The 19083-nt window shown below is 64.5% G+C and carries 16 protein-coding genes; 7 read left to right on the plus strand and 9 right to left on the minus strand.

From position 1 onward, the window contains the following. Positions 1 to 50: 50 nt before the first annotated feature. The 3 genes from V7D81_RS15075 to V7D81_RS15085 form a co-directional block, all read right to left on the minus strand. On the minus strand, positions 51 to 620 hold the full coding sequence (locus tag V7D81_RS15075; protein ID WP_324317685.1) for a glutathione S-transferase family protein: 570 nt from the start codon (positions 618 to 620) through the stop codon (positions 51 to 53). Positions 621 to 690: 70 nt separating this feature from the next. Beyond that, the gene (locus V7D81_RS15080; RefSeq protein ID WP_324317687.1) at positions 691 to 846 is read right to left on the minus strand and encodes a hypothetical protein; all 156 of its coding nucleotides are present in this window, start codon (positions 844 to 846) and stop codon (positions 691 to 693) included. Positions 847 to 1089: 243 nt separating this feature from the next. Then, positions 1090 to 3453 (minus strand): TonB-dependent receptor, encoded by a 2364-nt coding sequence (locus V7D81_RS15085; RefSeq protein ID WP_324317689.1) that lies wholly within the window; start codon positions 3451 to 3453, stop codon positions 1090 to 1092. Between the two features lie 186 nt (positions 3454 to 3639). Here V7D81_RS15085 and V7D81_RS15090 point away from each other — a divergent pair, with 186 nt between their 5' ends. Beyond that, positions 3640 to 4446 (plus strand): DUF72 domain-containing protein, encoded by an 807-nt coding sequence (locus tag V7D81_RS15090; protein ID WP_324317692.1) that lies wholly within the window; start codon positions 3640 to 3642, stop codon positions 4444 to 4446. Between the two features lie 343 nt (positions 4447 to 4789). Here V7D81_RS15090 and V7D81_RS15095 read toward each other — a convergent pair whose 3' ends face one another. Further along, positions 4790 to 5899, minus strand: coding sequence for a diguanylate cyclase domain-containing protein (locus V7D81_RS15095; RefSeq protein WP_324317694.1), 1110 nt, complete (start codon positions 5897 to 5899; stop codon positions 4790 to 4792). 129 nt (positions 5900 to 6028) lie between these two features. Then, on the minus strand, positions 6029 to 6829 hold the full coding sequence (locus V7D81_RS15100) for an exodeoxyribonuclease III (protein ID WP_324317696.1): 801 nt from the start codon (positions 6827 to 6829) through the stop codon (positions 6029 to 6031). A gap of 440 nt (positions 6830 to 7269) precedes the next feature. Between V7D81_RS15100 and V7D81_RS15105 the strand changes: the two genes are divergently transcribed. Next, positions 7270 to 10269, plus strand: a complete 3000-nt coding sequence (locus tag V7D81_RS15105; RefSeq protein WP_324317698.1) for a TonB-dependent receptor domain-containing protein — start codon at positions 7270 to 7272, stop codon at positions 10267 to 10269. Between the two features lie 90 nt (positions 10270 to 10359). Here V7D81_RS15105 and V7D81_RS15110 read toward each other — a convergent pair whose 3' ends face one another. Both V7D81_RS15110 and V7D81_RS15115 read right to left on the minus strand, forming a co-directional pair. Continuing rightward, a complete protein-coding gene (locus tag V7D81_RS15110; RefSeq protein ID WP_324317700.1) occupies positions 10360 to 11586 on the minus strand; it encodes a TCR/Tet family MFS transporter in 1227 nt (408 codons plus the stop codon). A gap of 133 nt (positions 11587 to 11719) precedes the next feature. Further along, positions 11720 to 12844, minus strand: coding sequence for a DUF3089 domain-containing protein (locus V7D81_RS15115; RefSeq protein WP_324317702.1), 1125 nt, complete (start codon positions 12842 to 12844; stop codon positions 11720 to 11722). A 156-nt stretch (positions 12845 to 13000) separates the two neighbouring features. Here V7D81_RS15115 and V7D81_RS15120 point away from each other — a divergent pair, with 156 nt between their 5' ends. Next, on the plus strand, positions 13001 to 14299 hold the full coding sequence (locus V7D81_RS15120; protein WP_324317704.1) for a serine hydrolase domain-containing protein: 1299 nt from the start codon (positions 13001 to 13003) through the stop codon (positions 14297 to 14299). Positions 14300 to 14523: 224 nt separating this feature from the next. Here the strand turns inward: V7D81_RS15120 and V7D81_RS15125 are convergent, their stop codons facing one another. Next, on the minus strand, positions 14524 to 14997 hold the full coding sequence (locus V7D81_RS15125) for a GNAT family N-acetyltransferase (protein ID WP_324317706.1): 474 nt from the start codon (positions 14995 to 14997) through the stop codon (positions 14524 to 14526). A 61-nt stretch (positions 14998 to 15058) separates the two neighbouring features. Here V7D81_RS15125 and V7D81_RS15130 point away from each other — a divergent pair, with 61 nt between their 5' ends. Continuing rightward, positions 15059 to 15964, plus strand: coding sequence for a LysR family transcriptional regulator (locus tag V7D81_RS15130; RefSeq protein WP_324317708.1), 906 nt, complete (start codon positions 15059 to 15061; stop codon positions 15962 to 15964). Positions 15965 to 16006: 42 nt separating this feature from the next. Further along, positions 16007 to 16585 carry a thioesterase family protein gene (locus tag V7D81_RS15135; RefSeq protein WP_324317710.1) on the plus strand — a complete coding sequence of 193 codons (579 nt, stop codon included), beginning with the start codon at positions 16007 to 16009 and terminating at the stop codon, positions 16583 to 16585. A gap of 114 nt (positions 16586 to 16699) precedes the next feature. Here the strand turns inward: V7D81_RS15135 and V7D81_RS15140 are convergent, their stop codons facing one another. After that, positions 16700 to 17377, minus strand: a complete 678-nt coding sequence (locus tag V7D81_RS15140) for a GNAT family N-acetyltransferase (protein ID WP_324317712.1) — start codon at positions 17375 to 17377, stop codon at positions 16700 to 16702. An 86-nt stretch (positions 17378 to 17463) separates the two neighbouring features. Between V7D81_RS15140 and V7D81_RS15145 the strand changes: the two genes are divergently transcribed. Further along, positions 17464 to 18546 carry a LacI family DNA-binding transcriptional regulator gene (locus V7D81_RS15145; RefSeq protein ID WP_349257667.1) on the plus strand — a complete coding sequence of 361 codons (1083 nt, stop codon included), beginning with the start codon at positions 17464 to 17466 and terminating at the stop codon, positions 18544 to 18546. Positions 18547 to 18660: 114 nt separating this feature from the next. Then, positions 18661 to 19083: a GntR family transcriptional regulator gene (locus V7D81_RS15150; protein WP_324317716.1), complete on the plus strand. Its 423-nt coding sequence runs from the start codon at positions 18661 to 18663 to the stop codon at positions 19081 to 19083.

Raw genomic sequence — 19083 nt, forward strand, 5'->3', positions numbered from 1 at the left:
AAGGCCGGCTGAAGCCGGCCCCACAGGAGGAGAAGAGGCAGCAGACGACTTCAGAACTTCATCGCCTGCGGCCGCGCCGCCAGGCGATCCAGCCACGCCTCCAGCGCCGGCCGTTCGGTTCGCGTTCCCCACAGCCGCGCCCACAGGAACATCGAACCGTTCATGATGTCGGCCATCGTGAACTGCTCGCCGAACAGATACGGCCCCTCGCCGAGTTCGCGTTCCAGTACGTCCTTCGCGGTGTCGAAATTCGTCCAGCCGCGCGACGACGGCGTTTCCATCTTCAACAGTGCATCGCCCATCGCCGGTTCGAGCTGCGAGGTCGAATACACCATCAGCGACAGATAACGTCCGCGATCCGGCGAGCCGATCGCGGGGGCGAGCTTCGCCTGCGGAAACCTGTCGCCGAGATAGAGACCGATGGCCGCGTTCTCGAACACCTTCGTCGTCCCATCGACGAGCGCCGGCAACTTGCCGGCCGGATTGACGGCGAGAAACTCCGGCGACTTCTGCTGCTTCTTTTCGAGATCGATGAGAACGAGTTCGTATTCGGCGCCGCACTCGTCGAGCATCCACCGGGTGATGACGGCGCGGCTTCTGGGATTGAAATAGAGTTTCACGACAGCTCCGGCAACAGTCAGGAGAAAGCCCCCTCCGTGGCCGGGGCTGGAATGACGAACAACGCTCGCTTCAGCAGAGAGGACAGAGCGGCTCGGCGCGCGTCATCTGGCTGCACTGCGTGGCACCCAGATCGAGACGATTCGCCACCGTCGCCACGATTTCACGATCCGCCAGAGTCCAGCCTGCCAGTCCGAGCATCAACACCAGTGCCGCTACCTTACGCATATGCCGCTCCCGCTTCGACACAGTCCTCACCGCCGGCGATATCGCACACTGCCGAAAGACTTGCAACCACCTGAAACGTAACGGACACATTCGGACACTTTTGTTTTTCCGACGCGGCAAATCGCTGTCCGCTCCGCTGACCATCGAGTGTCCGTCCGACGTGCAATGGACACCTTGCCTGTCGATCGCGCAGCGCGTTCGCGTTGCCCCGCGGCCACATTCGCGAGCATTCCATGCGACGGCTCAGAACTTGAACGTCGCCGACCCCATGAACGAGCGGCCGAACAGCGGTCGCGCCATGTAGACGACACCGATGCCGCCCGCACCCACGTCCGTACGCGGGTTGCCTTCGGTGAGACCGACCTCGTCGGTGAGATTGTCGCCGGCCACCTGCACGCTGAACTGCTCGGTGATGTCGAACATCACGCCGGCATCCAGCTTGTTGTAGGACGGCAGCACGATGGTGTTCTCGTCGTTCGCATAGCGCTTGCCCACATACGTCCAGGTCAGGTACGCGCGCCCGCGATCGTCCATGAAATGCCAGGTCGGCGTGAGCCGACCCATGACTTCCGGAATGCGGCGGATCGTATTGCCGGTGTTGTCGATGACGGAACCCGAAAAATCCTCGTACTCCGGCTGCTGCCAGGTGACGTTGAAGCGGATGTCCAGCGACTCCACCGGCATCCATTCGCCCTCCAGTTCGATGCCGCGCGTCTTGGTCTTGGCGCGACGCACGACGGTCTGGCCATTCGCCAGGATGTCCTGGAACGGCACGTTGTCGAACTCGGTCTGGAACAGCGTCGCGAACATGGCCAGCGAGCGCAGCGACACCTTGTAGCCGAGCTCGACGTTCTCCACGTTGTCTTCTTCCAGCACGCCGTTGCGCACGTCGTCGAAGTGCGGGAGCTTCGCGGCCTCCGTGTAGTGGCCGAAGATCGCCTGATCGTCCGTGAACTCGTAGTTGAAGCCGATCGACCAGCCGGTTGCATCGAAGTCGTGACTGTCGCGGGTGCGGCCGGTGCCGGCCTGCGAGGCGATGTCGTAGGTCGTTGTCGGGTTGCCATCGAGATCGACCGTCGTCGCGTTGCTGATCGAGGTATCGATGTCCTCGCTGTCGTAACGCACGCCGACGTCGATGCGCAGCCTGTCGGTGGCCTGCCATTCGTCCGACAGGTACAGCGACCATTCCGTCGCGTCGTAGTCGGCAAACAGATTGAAGGTCGAGTATTGCGTGAAGCCCTCGGGATCGGTCACGCCAGGCAATGACAATCGTCGCGGCCGGCTGCGCACGTCCATCAGCATCAGGTTGCCGAGACTCCAGCGATCGGCCATCGAGTAGTCGGCGTAGTAGGCCCCGAGCGTCAGGTTGTTCGCGCCGAGTTCGAACGTGACACGGATGTCGTCCTGGAACGCCTCGTATTCCTTGTTCACGACCCAGTGGCCGTGGTTCTGCACGAACTGCGCGGCATCGTAGCTGCCGCTGCCGTCGAGATAGCTGTAGTTCGGCGCGACGCCCGCATCGGCCGCGAACTCCACGCCGCTGACGGGCGCATCGCCGGGAAAAATGCCGTCGAAGCGCACGCTGCCGTCGGTGTAGCGCGCCAGATTGGTGAAGGTCACGGTGTCATTCATCTGCCACTTGAAGCGGAAGCCGCCGGTGGCGAGATCCGGATGAATGCCGTTTTCGAGGCTCGACCCGCGCAGGCCGACTTCCTCTGCGGAGACCGGCAGGCCGGCACGCGCCAGATCGGCGCTGTGCAGCGAATAGGTTCCGGCATCCTGGCCGTTGATGGCATCGGGATCGGACGGATTGCCCTGCAATGGAATCGGCACCGCAAACAGCGAACGATCGTTGATGTACTTGGCGAAGAACTCCAGTTCGCCGGTCTCGAAACGCCGCAGCAGCTTGGCGCGGATCTGGCCGCCCTCATCCGCGGTGTAGCCGGGATCGCGAATGCCGTCGGAGCTGCGGTAGTAGCCGCCGAGCGCCACACCCCAGTCGTTGCCCAGCGGCGTCGCGTATGAAAAATCGCCGCGATACATTCCATAGTCGCTGATGCCGACCTTGACGAGACCCTCCGCCACTTCGCCGGGCGAGCGCGTGACGAAATTGATCGTGCCGCCGATGGCGCCGGGCGTGAAGATCGGCGCCGTGCCGCCGCGCAGGGCTTCGACCCGGTCGATGGTTTCATCGACACGCACGAACTGATCGGGGTTGTAGAAGGACAGCTCGAACACCGGATAGATCGGAATGCCGTCTTCCATCAGCGCGACATAGCGATAGCCGCCGTCCTGGATGATGCCGCGTGCGAACACGTTGCCCTGCGTGGTGCCCGAGGTGGACTCGACCCAGAATCCGGGCACCGATGAAATGAGATCGGCCGAACTCGCGGGCGCCTGCTGCGCGATGGCATCGGCGTCGAAGGTGGAAATGGCGACGCTCGAATCGAACTTGGTTCGCTCCGACACGGCCGTGCCGGTGACGATGATTTCTTCGACGCCGAACAGGGAATCCGATTCCGTCTGTTGTGCGCCAGCATGAACGGACACGACGAGACACGACGCGGCGGCGATGGCTCCTGCCCGCCAGCCATTCCGTAACGACATGATGCTCCCTCCGGTCAGGGCATCCGCGACGCTGCGGTGCCGCGGATGCGCGGATCTGTCTGCGCCGATGCAGCAGAGCAGTTACTCTGTGCCGCGATCGCTGCACACGTAACCCCGGCTTTTACATACGCGGCGCGGCGACGACTCGATGCGTCGGAAAAAGTACTGCAGAGGAAATCCGCGAGCATGAGCAACACCGGACGCATCCGTGTCGGCATCGGCGGCTGGAATTACGAACCGTGGCGCGAGACGTTCTATCCGCCGCAAATCGGCAAGAAAGACGAACTCGACTACGCGAGCCGCAAGGTCACTGCGATCGAGATCAACAGCACCTTCTATCGACTGCAGAAAGCGGAAGTGTTCGCCCGATGGCGCGATGCAACGCCCGATGAATTCATGTTCTCGGTGAAGGCGCCGCGCTTCATCGCGCAGCGCAAGGCGCTGGCCGACGCCGGACCGCACGTGCAGCGCTTTCTCGACAGCGGCGTGACCGAACTCGGCCGCAAGCTGGGGCCGATTCTCTGGCAGCTCGAACCGAAACATGTCTTCGATGCAGACGATCTGCGCGCGTTTCTCGAACTGCTGCCGCCTGACGTCGGGTCATTGCAGCTGCGTCACGCGCTCGAAGTGCGACATGCAAGTTTCGCCTGCGAGGAATTCCTCTCGATTGCGCGTGCCCGCAACGTGAGCGTCGTGCTCGAGGACGATGAAACCTATCCGGGCTTCGCGGATGCGACGGGTGACTTCATCTACGCCCGATTGCGACGCAGCGTGACCACCGAAGTCACGGGCTATCCACCTGCCGAGATCGATCGCTGGGCACAGCGCGCCTGCCTCTGGGCGCGCGGCGACGAACCGGATGATCTGCCGCGCGTCGAAAAAATTTCCAGCGCGGCGAAGGGCAAGCCGCGCGATGTGTTCATCTATTTCATCAACGGCGCGAAGGAACGCGCCCCGGCGGCGGCGATGGCGCTGATCGACAGGTTGAGATGACTTTCTTGCTGTGGGGCCGGCTTTAGCCCAATGGCACTGCATTGAGGATTTTTCTGCGTTGATCGCCTCTGGTCTGATCCCCTCCTCCGCGTAGCGGGGGAGGGTTAGGGTGGGGCATCAACGCAAACTGCGCGGCTTGGTTCGACGCCCCCATCCTGTCCTTCTCCCCTCGCTGGGGGATCTCCGGCTCGCTTCGCGCGCCTCCTCCCCGCTGCGCGGAGGAAGGGACGCTCGATTCGACCTCATCTCGATCATCTGGCCCTTAATGCAGTGCCATTGGGCTGAAGCCGGCCTCTTTTCGGAAGTCAGGCTGAAGCCTGACCTACAGAAGCGGACCCAACGGCTATCCCTGTGCCGCTACCCGCAGTTCTACATCCAGATCACCTTCACTAACGACGACGCGATCACGTCCCGCGCGCTTGCCTTCGTACAACGCCACGTCGGCGCGGTGAATCGTGGCCTCGATCGATTCCCGCGGTCGCAGCGTCGCGATGCCCGCGGTGATGGTGACCCGCGACTCCACGCCTTCCACGCGATGAACCTTCAGCGTGACCTGACGCCGGATGCGCTCGGCGAGTTCGGCGGCGGCCTGGACGTCGGTATCGGGCAGCAGGATCAGGAATTCTTCGCCGCCCCAGCGCGAAACCATGTCCACCTGACGCACGCCCGTGCGCAGGACGTCCGCGACATGCGCGATGACGCGATCGCCCTGCGCATGGCCGTGCTCGTCGTTGATGGTCTTGAACCGATCGATGTCCAGCAGCATGAGCGAGAGCGCATCGCCCTTGCGCCGTGCGCGCGCCACCTCCTCGACCAGTCGTTCCGACATGCGACGACGGTTCATGAGAGCGGTCAGCGAATCGGTGCCAGCCGCCGAACGCAGCCGCTCCTGCAGTTCGCGCGCCGTCTTGCCATGCGCGTAGGAGGCCATGCCGAGCGCCAGCAGATAGCAGCCGATATTGAAGTAGCGCAGCGCGGCCAGTGCGGCCGGCTCGATCGCGACCAGCGGCTGCGCATGCCGCAGCCACAGGTCGATGACGACGAACACGACCGACAGCAGCGCCGCCGTGATCACTTTCGACCGCAGGGTGCGATGCACGTTGGTAAACACCAGCGGCAGCAGGATCCAGGAGTAGTACTGGAAGCCCGCCTCCACACCGACGATCCATCCCGCCAGGGTCGAATGCACCAGCAGATCGAGATAGACCAGGCTGGTCTGCAGCCAGAGCATGCGCCGCCTGGCGATGGCGAAACTCACCGCGTAAACCGCGATGCTCACGAGTTGCAGCAACGTGAGCTGCGGCGCACCGATCAGCAGGCCGAAGACGGCAAACAGGCCGTGCACGGCGATCGCCAGCAACTGTCCCTGCCGGGAATAGTCGTCGAAGCGCGCGAGCTCGAACTGCTGCGTCGTCAGGAGTTCGGACGCGGATCTGGTGGTACCGGTGGACATGCCGCCAGTATCGGCACGCGCCCCGGCACCGGCTCCGCCGCGGTGCGCAATACGCTCAACACCGCCGACTGCGGAACGAGATCCAGTTCACAGACCGATGTCATTCCGCATCGGCCGTAGAACGCGTGCTCAGAGCCTGCCCAGCGTGATGCTCACCGGGCAATGATCGCTGCCCATCACGTCGGCATGGATCTCCGCGGCCTTCACCGACTTGCGCAGCGCCGCCGACACCAGCACGTAGTCGATTCTCCATCCCACGTTGCGGGCGCGCGCGCCGGAGAAGACGCTCCACCAGGTGTAGTGACCGTTGCCCTGCGTGAACAGCCGGAACGTATCGACGAAGCCGGCATCGACGAAATTCTGGAAGCCTTCGCGCTCCTCGAGCGTAAAGCCTTTCTTGCCGCGATTCGGTTTGGGATTGGCGAGATCGAGTTCGGTGTGCGCGACATTGAGGTCGCCGCAGAAGACCACCGGCTTTTTCTTTTCGAGCTGCTGGCAGTACGCAAGGAAGGCCGGATCCCAGTGTTTGTGACGCAGCGGCAGGCGACTGAGATCGTCCTTCGCGTTCGGCGTGTACACGGTCACGACGAAGAACCTGTCGAACTCCGCGGTGATGACGCGACCTTCTTCGGCACTGTCGCGCTGCAGTTCGTCCGCGAACCTGAAACGCTTCGCGAATTCCTTCGGAAAGCCGTTGACCACCGACAGCGGCTCCTGCTTCGCGAAGATCGCCGTGCCGGAGTAGCCCTTCTTGACCGCCGAATTCCAGTACTCGTGGTAGCCCGGCAGATCGATCTCGATCTGGCCGCGCTCGGCCTTGGTCTCCTGCAGACACAGGATGTCGGGCTGATGCGCCTGCAGGAAGGTCTGAAAAGTGCCCTTCTTGAGGACGGCGCGAATGCCATTGACGTTCCAGGAATAGATCTTCATGCGGTGAGGGTCGCCGTCGGTCGTCGGGGCCGACAGTATATAGGTGCGGCGATTCGCTCCCGGAACGGGGCCGCGCAGGCCCCCACCTTGGCCCTCCCACCCCATCGCCGCCTCGGTTTGTCCATTCGTGTTGCGCCAATTCGTCGCAACGAAGGTATACAAGCCACCGCCGTTGCGGCGAACACGATTCAGCGTGGCACACGCACGACATTTCGCAATCTGCGATTCATCGGGAACGTCTCCTGTCGCAGCCGTCGCGGAAATTTTCTCCTCCTGTTGAATGAGCAACCCTTGCGCCATCGCCGCGCGATAGCCGCTGTACGTTCCGCGCCACGCCAGTCGGCCGCATGGCGCATGCAGCGCGCCCTGTTCGCCTGACGTGCAGGAGCGCGAATCGTCCCGGGCTCCTGCGCACACAACCAAAACGCAGGAGAAACGACATGTCGATAAGCAATCTACTGCGGCGCGCCGGCATCTGCGCGATGCTGGCCGGCGCAGCCGCACCCCCGGCATTCGCGCAGACAGAGAACATTCAGGAAGTGGTCGTGACCGGTTCGCGCATCGCCGCGCCGAACCTCACCAGCACGAGTCCGGTGCAGGTCGTGACCTCGAAGGAAATGCAGCAGCTCGGCAAGACCGATGTCAGCGAGGTGCTGAACCAGCTGCCGCAGGTGATCCAGAACTCGCAGGTGGACTTTTCCAACACCTCGAATTCCCTCAGCACGCCCGGCGGCATGACCACCGTGAACCTGCGCGGCATCGGCCCGCAGCGCACGCTGGTGCTGGTCGATGGCAAGCGGCTCGGCAGCGCCGACGCCAACACCGGCAATCCGAATCCCTCGGCCAATCTCGACCAGATTCCGATGGCGCTGGTCGAACGCGTCGACGTGGTGACCGGCGGCGCCTCCGCGGTGTATGGCTCCGATGCCATCGCCGGCGTCGTCAACTTCATCATGAAGAAGGACTTCGAAGGCCTGTCGCTGGATGCGCAGTACGGCATCTACCAGCGCGACAACGACAACGGCTTCATGCAGAACCTGGCGGACCAGGCCGGCATCCGGCTCAGGGAAGGCAGTACGACGGATGGCGAGACCTTCACCGTCTCGATCGCTGCCGGCTCCAACATCGCCGATGGCCGCGGCAACGTGACGGGCTACCTGTCGTATCGCACGGCCGAGCCGATCACCGGTGCGGACATCGACTTCGCCGGCTGCCAGCTCAGCCTGACTTCGGCCGGTACGCCGCGCTGCGCCGGCTCGGCGAACTCGAACCGCTTCACGCTCGCCGGCACGCAATACGCCGTCGTCGGCGATCAGTTCGTGCCCTGGGCCGTCGGACAGAACACCACGCCGCCGGCGGAGTTCAACTCGAATCCGTACGTCAACATGTATCGCGACAACGAGCGCTACATGGGCGGCTTCATGGCGCACGTGTCCCTGAACGACTATTTCGAGCCGTACGTGGAGTTCAACTTCATGAACGACCGCACGCGCGTCGAAATCGCGCCCTCGGGCCTGTTCGAAGGCTCCAATCCCTACCACCCTTCCGGCTTCTATTCGATCAACTGCAGCAACCCGCTGCTGAGCGCACAGCAGCGTTCGATCCTGTGCACGCCGGCGCAGATTGCCGCGGATACGGCGAATCCCGGCTCGGCGAACGCGGACGTCAACATCGGCCGCCGCAACATCGAAGGCGGCGGTCGCATCGCCGACTTCGAGCACGACAACTATCGCGTCGTTCTCGGCACGCGCGGCGACCTGGGCGACGCGTGGCACTACGATGCCTACGGCCAGTACTACTACACCTCGCTTTACAACTCGAACACCAACTACCTCAACTTCGCTTCGATCGCCGACGCGCTGCAGGTGACCGGCACCGCCGACGCACCGGAGTGCATCAGCGGCAATGCGGGCTGCGTGCCGTTCAACATCTTCCGCGACGGCGGCGTGACGCCCGACCAGCTCGCCTATCTGTACACCGACGGCACGGCCTATGGCACGGTGACGCAGAAGATCGCGCATGCGGACGTCACCGGCGATCTCGGCGCCTACGGCATCCAGCTGCCGACGGCGAATACCGGCGTCGGCGTCAACGTGGGCGTCGAGTACCGTTCCGAGGATCTGTACTTCAAGCCGGATGCCGCGGAACTCTCGGGCAATCTCGCCGGCTTCTCCGGCGCCTCGGTCTCAATCGACGACGGCTACGACGTGCGGGAAGCGTTCACGGAAATCCGCGTGCCGCTGATCCAGGATCGCCCGGGCATCTACGACCTGATCTTCGACGGCGGCTACCGCTACTCCGATTATTCGACCGCGGGCACGACCGACACCTACAAGCTGGAGCTGCAGTACGCGCCGATCCGCGACCTGCGATTCCGCGGTTCGTATCAGCACGCCATCCGCGCGCCGAACATCATCGAGCTGTTCAATCCGCAGAACTATGGCCAGCAGAGCTTCCTCGGCGTCGATCCGTGCGCACGCCAGCTCGACGGCTCGCCCGCCACCCGCTCGCTGGAAGACTGCATTCGTACCGGCGTGACGGCGGCGCAGTACGGCAACGGCGGCACGACCAACACGATCCCGCAGTGCGTGTCGAACCAGTGCGGCCAGGTGACGGGCGGCAATCCCGATCTCGAGCCCGAACAGGCCGACACCTACTCGGTGGGTCTCACGTGGGCACCGTCGAGTCTCGGCCTGGTCGCGAGCGTCGACTACTACAGCATCGAACTCACCGATGCCGTCGGCGCGATCTCCGGCACCTTCCTGTTCGAACAATGCCTCAACACCGGCGATCCCACGTTCTGCAGCCAGATCGTCCGCACGCCAGCGGGCGCCCTCACCGGCGCCAGCGTCGCCACGGGCGGTTACATCCTGCAGACGGGCGTGAACATCGGCGAAGCCACGCTGAAGGGCATCGACACGCAGATCAGCTACACGCTGCCGATCGGCGATTCGTTCGGCGGACTCGCCTTCGCGCTGAACGGCGCGTACATCATGGAAGCGGTGAACACGCCGCTGCCGGAAAACGATCAGAGCTACGACTGCGTCGGCCTGTTCGGCACGATCTGCCAGACCATCACGCCCCGGTGGCGTCACAACCTGCGCGTGAGCTGGCAGACGCCATGGGATCTGGACGTGTCGCTCAACTGGCGCTTCATCGAAGGCACCAGCCTCGACGCCAACCAGTCCGATCCGGACCTCAACCCCGATGGCGGCTTCGATGAGTTCAATGCCCACATGCCGTCGGTCAGCTACTTCGACCTCTCGGCGCTGTGGCGCTTCGGCACGGGTTCGACGCTGCGCGTCGGCATCAACAACATCCTCGACAAGGATCCGCCGCTGATCTCGACCAACATCTCCGGCACCGGCGGCCCGAACGCCTACCCGACGTACGACACGCTCGGCCGGCAGGGCTTCATCGGCTTCACGCAGCAGTTCTGATTCGCGGCTGATTTTTTCTTCCTGTGGGGCCGGCTTTAGCCGGCCTCTGGAAGATGTCAGGCTAAAGCCTGACCTACAGTCAGAGGCCGGCTAAAGCTCCTCCCTCCCTCTGCGCATCTGCGAAAAGATCAACACCGCCCCCACCGTATTGATCGCCGCCGCCAGCACGAACGCCGCACCCGGGAAATGCGCCGGCGCGTTCACGGACGTGAAGTACCCGAGCGTCTGGGTCATGAGCAACGGCCCGGCGACGTTCGCGATGCTCGTGAGCGAGGCCAGGCCGCCCTGCAGTTCGCCCTGCGCGTCCGCGGGAATCTGTCGCGACATGAGCGCGTTCAGCGAGGGATACGTGATCGCCTGCAGCGCGCCGAAGAGAATGACGACGAACACCATCCACGCCGCGGGCACCAGCGCATAACCCAGAGCGGACGCGGCGGCGAGCGACAATCCGAGCAGCGCAGCGCGTTCGCCGCCGAGCAGGGCCGTCATGCGTCCGGTCAGCGTCGCCTGCACGACCGCCATCGTCACGCCCGTGGCCATCAGCGACAGGCCGATCATGCCGGGCGACCAGTCGAACTTCGCCGTCATGAAGAAAGCCCAGGTGCTCGGATAGACGTTGTTGCCCAGGAAATAGGCCGTCATCGCCAGCGCGTACACCAGCACGGCCGGATGATGTTTCAACAGCGCGGCGACACCGAGCGGATTGGCGCGACGCCAGTCGAACGCGCGGCGCCGTTCGCGCGGCAGCGATTCCGGCAGCACGAATACGCCGAACAGGAAATTGGCGCCGGCGAGTGCCGCGGCCGCGAAGAACGGTGCACGCGGCCCCAGTTCGCCGAGCAGTCCGCCGATGCCGGGCCCGAGGATGAAACCGAGCCCGAAGGCCGAACTCACGAGACCGAAAGCGTGCGCGCGTTTTTCGGGCGGCGTGACGTCGGCGACGAAGGCGCTCGCGGGCACGTACACCGCGCCGGCGATGCCCGCGATCATGCGGCCGATGAACAGCCAGAAGATCGACGGTGCGAACCCCATCAGCGCGTAGTCGACGCCGTAGGCGAACAGCGAAACCAGAATGACGGGCCGGCGGCCGAAGCGGTCGCTGAGATTGCCGACGATCGGCCCGCAGAAAAACTGCAGCACTGCATACGTCACGAGCAGATAGCCGCCGATGCGCGTCGCCGCAGCGATGTCCGGCGCGCCCATGCTCAGCAGCAGCTGCGGCAGCACCGGCATGACGATGCCGAAGCCGATGGCATCGATCAGTCGCGTCACGAAAATGAAGGCCAGCGGTTTGCGGCCAGCGAGATCGGCAGTCATTTGTCGGATGCCTTGTTGGGAGGGCTTGGGGTGTCGTGTGACACGGACTCTGCCTGTGGGGCCGGCTTTAGCCGGCCTCTTTTCGGAGTCAGGCTGAAGCCTGACCCACAGGAAGAAAGGCCGGGCTTCCCTGTCATTGCGATGCCGCCCGGTCCGCAACGAACTGCGCAGCGCGCGCTGCGGCGTTCTGACGCACATTCATATAGAACAGGCTGAAATCGTAGATGTGGTAGTTGCCGCGCCCCATCGGGCGTGACGCGAAATTCTCCGAGCGGATCCCGCTCACCCACAGCAGCCCGTCGCGGCACTGTGCATCGGCGACGCCGGCTTCGATCCGCGGCTGGAATGCCGGCCCTTCCTGCAGCGACTCGACACGGGTACCGAAGCGGCGATTGAACGTCACGCCGCCGAGGTTCAGCGCGAAATCCGCCCGCTCTCCATCCGTGCTCCACGACAGCGGATTCACGCACAGATCGCCGCTCGTGTCCTCGAATGGACGGACGTCGGGTCCGACGCTGTTCCAGGTTGCAACGCACGCCGTCTGCGTCGGGCTCGCGCAGACGGGAATGTCGGGCACGGCCTTGCGGTATTCCTCCGCATCGATCGTGAATCCGACCGGATACGCCGCGACCAGTCGCTGCACGAGTTCCGTGCCGGTGATGCGACGCTCCAGCAGGCGCCGCAGATGCGTCGCACCCTGGCTGTGTCCGGCGACGATGAACGGGCGCTGCTGGTTGTAGTGCTCGATGAAGTAGTCGAACGCGCGCTCCACATCGTCGTAAGCGAGCGCCAGTGCCGCCTGGCCGTCGCTGCCGCGATCGACGAACGAGTAGACGGTGGCCTGCCGATAGCGCGGCGCATAGACGCGGCAGCAGCCGTTGAAGGCCGACGCCTGATTGCGCAGCACGAACAGATCGGTGAACCGGTCCGCGGCGACGTCGCCCAGGGGCTGATTCCAGTGCGCCGGGCTGTAGTAGGTCGTCGGATGCACGAAGAACACGTCGACCGCCGCGGTGGCCTGACGATCTTCGATGCTCGCATCGGGAACCACGTCGGCGTCATCGGCGCGATCCGGCAATGCGGCCCAGTTCGCCGGTAGCGAATAGTCCGGTGCATCCGCCGGCGCTTCCTGATCGAAAGCATGCTGCGGCTGCAGCGCGCTGAATTCACGCATCAGGACGATCACGTCCCGATAGTGGTAGGCGGCAACGGCGGCCAGCACGACCACGATGAGCAATCCCCACAGGAGCTTTTTCATTGTTCTGTCTCGCCGCAGCTTCACGCTGGAAAAGCGCAGCCTGGACGATACGGCACCCGGCGGATTGTATAAATCGGAATATCGGCGGCATTGGCAGGGCCCATCGCGGCCTGTATCATGCGGGCCTTCGCGCATATCCAACTCTGGGGGATCCCGATGCGTCCGCTTCGTTTCGCCGCCTTCGCCGGCCTGATCCTGTTTCTCTCGGCCTGTTCTGCAGCGGCGCCGCGCGCCGAGTCGACGCGATCCGCAACGACGGCTGCCTCCGGAATTTCGCAGGAACGCCTGCGCCGACTCGATGGCCTGCTGCAGCAGTACGTCGACGAGAACCGGATCGCCGGCGCCGTCGTACGGATCCTGCAGGACGGCCAGCCCGTCTACGACCGCGCCGCGGGCTGGCGCGACCGGGAATCGCGTCAGCCGATGGCGAACGACACGCTGTTCCGCATCGCCTCGCAGTCGAAGGCGATCACCAGCACCGCCGCGCTGATCCTGATGGAAGAAGGCCGGCTGGCGCTCGCCGATCCGGTCGGTCGCTACATTCCCGAATTCACCCAGACCACCGTCGCCGTGCAGGACGAGCAGGGCAAGGTCAGCATCGTCCCGGCCAAACGCCCGATCACGATCCGCGACCTCATGACCCACACCGCGGGCATTTCCTACGGTCGCGAGCCCACGATCGCCGCACAGTACGAAGCGAAAGGACTCGGCCCCGCCGCAGGCAACGGCTGGTACACCGCCGACAAGGACGAACCCATCTGCGACACCATGGCCCGCCTCGGCACCCTGCCCTTCGTCTCGCAGCCCGGCGAAGCCTGGGTCTACGGCTACAACACGGATGTACTCGGCTGCGTCGTCGAACGTGCTGCCGGCATGCCGCTCGATCGATTCATCCGCACGCGCATCACCGATCCGCTGGGCATGAAGGACACGTTCTTCTTCGTGCCGCGCGAGCAGGCCGGACGACTCGCCACGCTCTATGGATCGGGCGCCGACGGATTCATCGTGCGCGCCCCTGAAGGATCGAAGGGCCAGGGCCACTATGTCGACGGTCCGCGACGCAGCTTCGCGGGCGGCGCCGGACTCGTCTCCACGGCCAACGACTACGGCCGCTTCCTGGAAATGATCCGCAACGACGGCGCACTCGACGGCACGCGCCTCCTCTCGCCGCGCAGCGTGGCGTTGATGCGCACGAATCAGATCGGCGCCCTGTATCGCACGCCGGGCCAGGGCTTCGGCCTGGCCTTCGACACGGTCGAAACTTTCGGCGCCGCGGATCTCGCGGCGCCCGGCAACTTCGGCTGGGGCGGCGCCTACGGCTCGCTGTATCGAGTCGATCCGCAGGCGCACCTGACGATCGTGCTCATGATCCAGCTCATGCCGAACCAGACCGACTTCCGCGAGCGGTTCCTCAACGTGGTGTATCAGTCGATTCTCGATCCGGTGAGACTCTGAGAATCAGCAGGAGATTTCACACAGAGAGCACAGAGATCGGAAGAGAAGAAGAGGATATTTCCACGGGGGAAGAAATGGGGACACGGGGAGCACGGGGATAGGAAATCGTTTGGAACAGAAAATTTTCTTCTCTCGTCCCCGTGCTCCCCGTGTCCCCCGTGGAAAATTCTTCTTCTCTTCTTTGACCTCTGTGATCTCTGTGCCTCTCTGTGTGAAATCCGGCTCTACGAACTGGCAGTGACCCGCAGGTCGCGCGTCAGGCGGATCGCATCTTCGATACCGCTGTAGTAGCCGGTGACGCGGCCGTTTTCCTTGTAGCCGAGACGCGAGTAGAAACTGCGGGCTTCGCGGTTGCCGGCGCGTACTTCGAGATTCATGCGAAAGATGCCGGCGACCATCGCGCTGTCTTCGACCCAGGCGAGCAGCTGGCGGCCGATGCCGCTGCGACGGCGATCGGCGGCCACGCCAATGAGGGTGAGATGCACGGCGTCCGTACCGAACTGCGCCATCGCGAAGCCGACGAGCGAGCGGCCGTCGCGGGCGACGACGACCAGATTCTCGCGTTCCTTCATGTGGGCCGCGACGCGACGCGGCGTCCAGCGCCAGGGCAGTCCCGGTTCGATGAGCAGCCGCGACATGTTCGCGATGGCGGGCGCATCGCCGATTTTCGCTGGGCCGAGGACGAGGCTGTCGGGCATGCCGGCGAGAATAGTCCCTTTGCTATGATCGGCCCAAGTACCGCAAGGCTGCGGAATACCGATGCGCTTTCACCATCTCGATCTGAATCTGCTGGTTGCGCTCGATGCCCTGCTGACGGAACAGAGCATTACGCGCGCAGCCGAACGATTGCACCTGAGTCAGTCCGCCATGAGCGGCGCACTGGCGCGATTGCGCGAGCATTTTCACGACGAACTGCTCGCACAGGTCGGACGCCGCATGGTGCCGACCGCGCTCGGAGATTCGCTGCGCACCTCCGTGCGCGAACTGCTGCTGCAGATCCAGTCCACCATCGAGCCGCGATCGTCCTTCGACCCGCAGACCTCCGGGCGCCGCTTCACGCTGATGGTGTCCGACGACGTGGCGTCGATCGTCTTCGGCGAAGTCGTGCGCCGCGCAGCGGAACGCGCGCCGGCGATCACCTTCGCCTTCCTCGCGCCGGATGAGGCCGCCGCCGAATCGCTCGACCGCGGCGACATCGACTTCATCGTACTGCCGCGCGAACACGCGCTCGCGGATCACCCGTCGCTGGAACTGCCGGGCGAGCGCTGCGTCTGCGTGGTCGCGCAGGAACGCGACGACATCGGCGCGACGATCTCCTTCGAGGAATACCTGGGGCTGGGCCACGTCGTCGTCCGCCCGGGGCGCACGCGGCTGCCGGCGGTCGACGAATGGTTCCTGTCGCGCTTCGGTTTCGCGCGGCGCGTCGAAGTGATCGCCGCAGACTTCAATGCCGTGCCGCAGTTCATCGTCGGCACGCGACGCATCGCACTGATGCGCGAGCGCCTGGCCCGGCACTATGCGTCGCTGCTGCCGCTGCGCGTGCTGCCGCCGCCCGTCGAGATTCCGCCCCTGACCGACGTGCTGCAATGGCACCGCGTCCAGGACAAGGATCCGGCGAACCTGTGGCTGCGCGAACTCGTTCGCGAAGTCGCCTCGCAGATCTGATCTACTCCGCTACAGGAACGAACGCATTCCGGAGTCGATGAAATGTTCCCGTGGTTCAGACTGATGAAGGTCGGCGCCGGACTGATCGGCGCACAGCGCATGCCGTTGCTGGACACGAGCTGCGTGCGTCTGCGCGCCTGGCCGAACGATCTCGATCCCAACCTGCACGTCAACAACGGCCGTTACCTGACGCTGGCCGACCTGGGCCGGTTCGACTGGTTCATGCGCACCGGCCTGTTCAAGCTCGCACGCCAGCACGGCGCCGTGCCCGTGGTCGGCGACGCGATCGCGAAATTCCGCCGCGAAGTGAATGCCTGGCAGGCCTTCGAGATTCACACGCGCATGCTCGGCTGGGACGAACGCTGGGGCTTTCTCGAACACCGCTTCATCCGCAACGGCCGCGCCGTCGGCGTCGTCGGCATCCGCGGCCTGTTCAAGGGTCCGAACGGCGCCGTCACGCCGGGCCAGCTGATGGCCGGACTCGGCGTCTCGATGACTTCCCCGCCGCTGCCGCGATGGATCAGCGAATGGAACGCGGGCTGCGAGTCACTCACCCGCTCACTGCGCATGGAGGAGGCCGAGCGCGGGGTTCAGCGGGATGGCGAAGCGACCGCGAGATAGGAGAATGGCCGCAAAAAGGCGCAAGGATCACAAGGTCAGAACAGACTCGAATAGCTCTCCTGTCATATTCCTCCCTTGTGATCTTTGCGCCTTTTTGCGGCCATTCTCTTCGCTTTACTCCCTGCGCACCGACCACAACCCGACGCTGGCGCGATCGACGAAGCCGAGCTTCGCGTACAGCGCGCGGGCCCGCGCGTTTTCCCGGCTCACGTGCAGGAAAGGCGTGAGGCGCTGCGACAGGATGTCGTTGCAGAGTTCGGCAACCAGTCGCGCCGCGAAGCCGCGGCTCGTGAAATCCGGATGCGTGCACACCGCACTGATCTCGACATGGCCGTCCAGGCACATGCGTTCGCCCGCCATGGCGGCCAGCGTCGTGCCGGCATAGATGCCGAAGTACCGGCCCATCTCGTTGGTGCGAAGCCGGAAGTAACCGGGAAATACGCGGGCGGTCAGGTCGAGCATGTCGTTGCGGTCAGCGTCGGTCAGCACCCGCAGTTGCGGGCCCGGCTTCGGCTCGATCCGGTCGTGGCAGACCATCTGCGCAATCGAGCTCTGCAGCTGCACCTGCCAGCCCGAATCGAGCGGCGGCGCAACGCCCACCAGGAACACCGATTCGCCGGGCTCGACGATGTCCCCGAGGCACCGACCGGCGTCTGCGCCAGCATTCGCCACCGCCGCGAACGGCGCCACGTCCGCCGGATAGCGGGCGGCCTGGCCGTTGACGATTGCCAGACGGGCATGCCGCGACGTCAGCGACTGCCACAGCGGATTGTCGAGCCGATGCGCACTCATCTCGCCGGAAGCCTAGTCCTTTTCCGGCCGCGTCGAGTGAGGGCTTATGGTACGAGTCAGCACGTCATGCGCGGCGCTGCGGTACGATGGCGCCGCGCCGAACGGCTCCTGCGAAGCCGGCCGCGCTCAAGGGGGATCGGGTGAAGGGCAAGGCAACATCGCACGACATTGCATACCTGGCGGGCGTTTCGCAGCCCACGGTATCCCGTGCGTTGCGAGGCAGCCCGACGGTCAACGAGGAAACCCGCCAGCGCATCCTGCAGATCGCGCGGGAACTCAACTACAAGGTCGACAAGAACGCCTCGAACCTGCGCTCGCAGCACTGCGGCACGCTGGCGCTGCTGTTCTTCGAGGATCCCACGCTCGACGATTCGCTGATCAATCCGTTCTTCCTGTCGATGCTGGGTTCGCTCACGCGCGCCTGTGCGCTGAAGGGCTATGACCTGCTGATCTCCTTCCAGCAGCTTTCCAACAACTGGCACACGGACTACCAGGACAGCAACAAGGCCGACGGCATCATCCTGCTCGGCTACGGCGACTATCTCGAATACCTGGCGCGACTCGAACAACTCGTCGAACGCGGCACGCACTTCGTGCGCTGGGGCGCGGTGCTGCCGGGACAGCCGGGCATTTCCATCGGTTGCGACAATTTCGCCGGCGGCCGGGACGTGACGCAGCATCTGCTCGACTGCGGCCGTCGTCGCATCGCCTTTCTCGGCCACGCCTCGGATCACTATCCCGAATTCTTCGAACGCTACCGCGGCTATCGCCAGGCATTGCAGGATCATGGCATCGAAGCGCAGGACGACCTGCAGGCCGATGCGTTCACCACCGAGCAGTCGGGCTATGACGCGGTCTGTGCGCTGCTCGATCGCAGACAGTCGTTCGACGGAATCTTCTGCGCGAGCGACCTGATCGCCATCGGCGCGATGCGTGCGCTGCAGGAGCGGGGCCTCAAGATTCCCGAGGATGTCGCGGTCGCCGGATTCGACGACATCCCCACCGCGCGCTTCGCCAATCCCTCGCTGACGACCGTACACCAGGACACGAAAGTCGCCGCGACGCTGCTGGTCGACAGCCTGCTGGCGATCATTCGCGGCGAACCGGCCGACAGCCGCAGCATCGCACCGACGCTGGTGGTCCGTCAGTCGACGGCGCCGCTGCCGTAAGGCTGCGCAGTTCCCTTTGTGGTCGAGTCAACGCGCGGCGCAGCGCCGGAGCGGCTTGACGGCTCGTCGAAAATTGTATCAGTATACCCATACAATGAGCCGCGACCGCTTCCCGTGGACATCACCATCAACCTGACCGACGGCGTCTCGATCTATCGCCAGATCGTCAACCAGGTGAAATACCTGGTGGCCTCCGGGCTGCTGCAGCCGGGCGAAGAACTGCCGCCCATCCGCACGCTGGCGCTGCAGCTCAAGGTGACGCCGAACACCATCGTGAAGGCGTATCACGAGCTGGAAATCGCAGGTGTCGTCCACAAGCGCCGCGGCGCGGGCACGTTCGTCTCGGAGGGCCGTCCGCAACTGGCGCTGCGCGAACGGCGACGGTTGATCGAGCAACGCATCGACGCGCTGCTGGCCGAGGCGCACCAGCTGAACTTCACCACCAGCGACATTCTCCGCATGGTGCGGGAACGCAGGGCGGCGATGGACGAGACCAGCGCCGAGCCGACAGCAGTCAAAAGAGAAAGGGAGCGATAG

It is taken from the genome of Povalibacter sp. (genome assembly GCF_036735925.1).
Taxonomy (GTDB): domain Bacteria; phylum Pseudomonadota; class Gammaproteobacteria; order Steroidobacterales; family Steroidobacteraceae; genus Steroidobacter.

Coding starts and splice junctions, on each gene's coding strand:
- V7D81_RS15080 (WP_324317687.1), bottom strand. CDS start 846: ATGCGTAAGGTAGCGGCACTGGTGTTGATGCTCGGACTGGCAGGCTGG.
- V7D81_RS15085 (WP_324317689.1), bottom strand. CDS start 3,453: ATGTCGTTACGGAATGGCTGGCGGGCAGGAGCCATCGCCGCCGCGTCG.
- V7D81_RS15090 (WP_324317692.1), top strand. CDS start 3,640: ATGAGCAACACCGGACGCATCCGTGTCGGCATCGGCGGCTGGAATTAC.
- V7D81_RS15095 (WP_324317694.1), bottom strand. CDS start 5,899: ATGTCCACCGGTACCACCAGATCCGCGTCCGAACTCCTGACGACGCAG.
- V7D81_RS15100 (WP_324317696.1), bottom strand. CDS start 6,829: ATGAAGATCTATTCCTGGAACGTCAATGGCATTCGCGCCGTCCTCAAG.
- V7D81_RS15105 (WP_324317698.1), top strand. CDS start 7,270: ATGTCGATAAGCAATCTACTGCGGCGCGCCGGCATCTGCGCGATGCTG.
- V7D81_RS15110 (WP_324317700.1), bottom strand. CDS start 11,586: ATGACTGCCGATCTCGCTGGCCGCAAACCGCTGGCCTTCATTTTCGTG.
- V7D81_RS15115 (WP_324317702.1), bottom strand. CDS start 12,844: ATGAAAAAGCTCCTGTGGGGATTGCTCATCGTGGTCGTGCTGGCCGCC.
- V7D81_RS15120 (WP_324317704.1), top strand. CDS start 13,001: ATGCGTCCGCTTCGTTTCGCCGCCTTCGCCGGCCTGATCCTGTTTCTC.
- V7D81_RS15125 (WP_324317706.1), bottom strand. CDS start 14,997: ATGCCCGACAGCCTCGTCCTCGGCCCAGCGAAAATCGGCGATGCGCCC.
- V7D81_RS15130 (WP_324317708.1), top strand. CDS start 15,059: ATGCGCTTTCACCATCTCGATCTGAATCTGCTGGTTGCGCTCGATGCC.
- V7D81_RS15135 (WP_324317710.1), top strand. CDS start 16,007: ATGTTCCCGTGGTTCAGACTGATGAAGGTCGGCGCCGGACTGATCGGC.
- V7D81_RS15140 (WP_324317712.1), bottom strand. CDS start 17,377: ATGAGTGCGCATCGGCTCGACAATCCGCTGTGGCAGTCGCTGACGTCG.
- V7D81_RS15145 (WP_349257667.1), top strand. CDS start 17,464: ATGGCGCCGCGCCGAACGGCTCCTGCGAAGCCGGCCGCGCTCAAGGGG.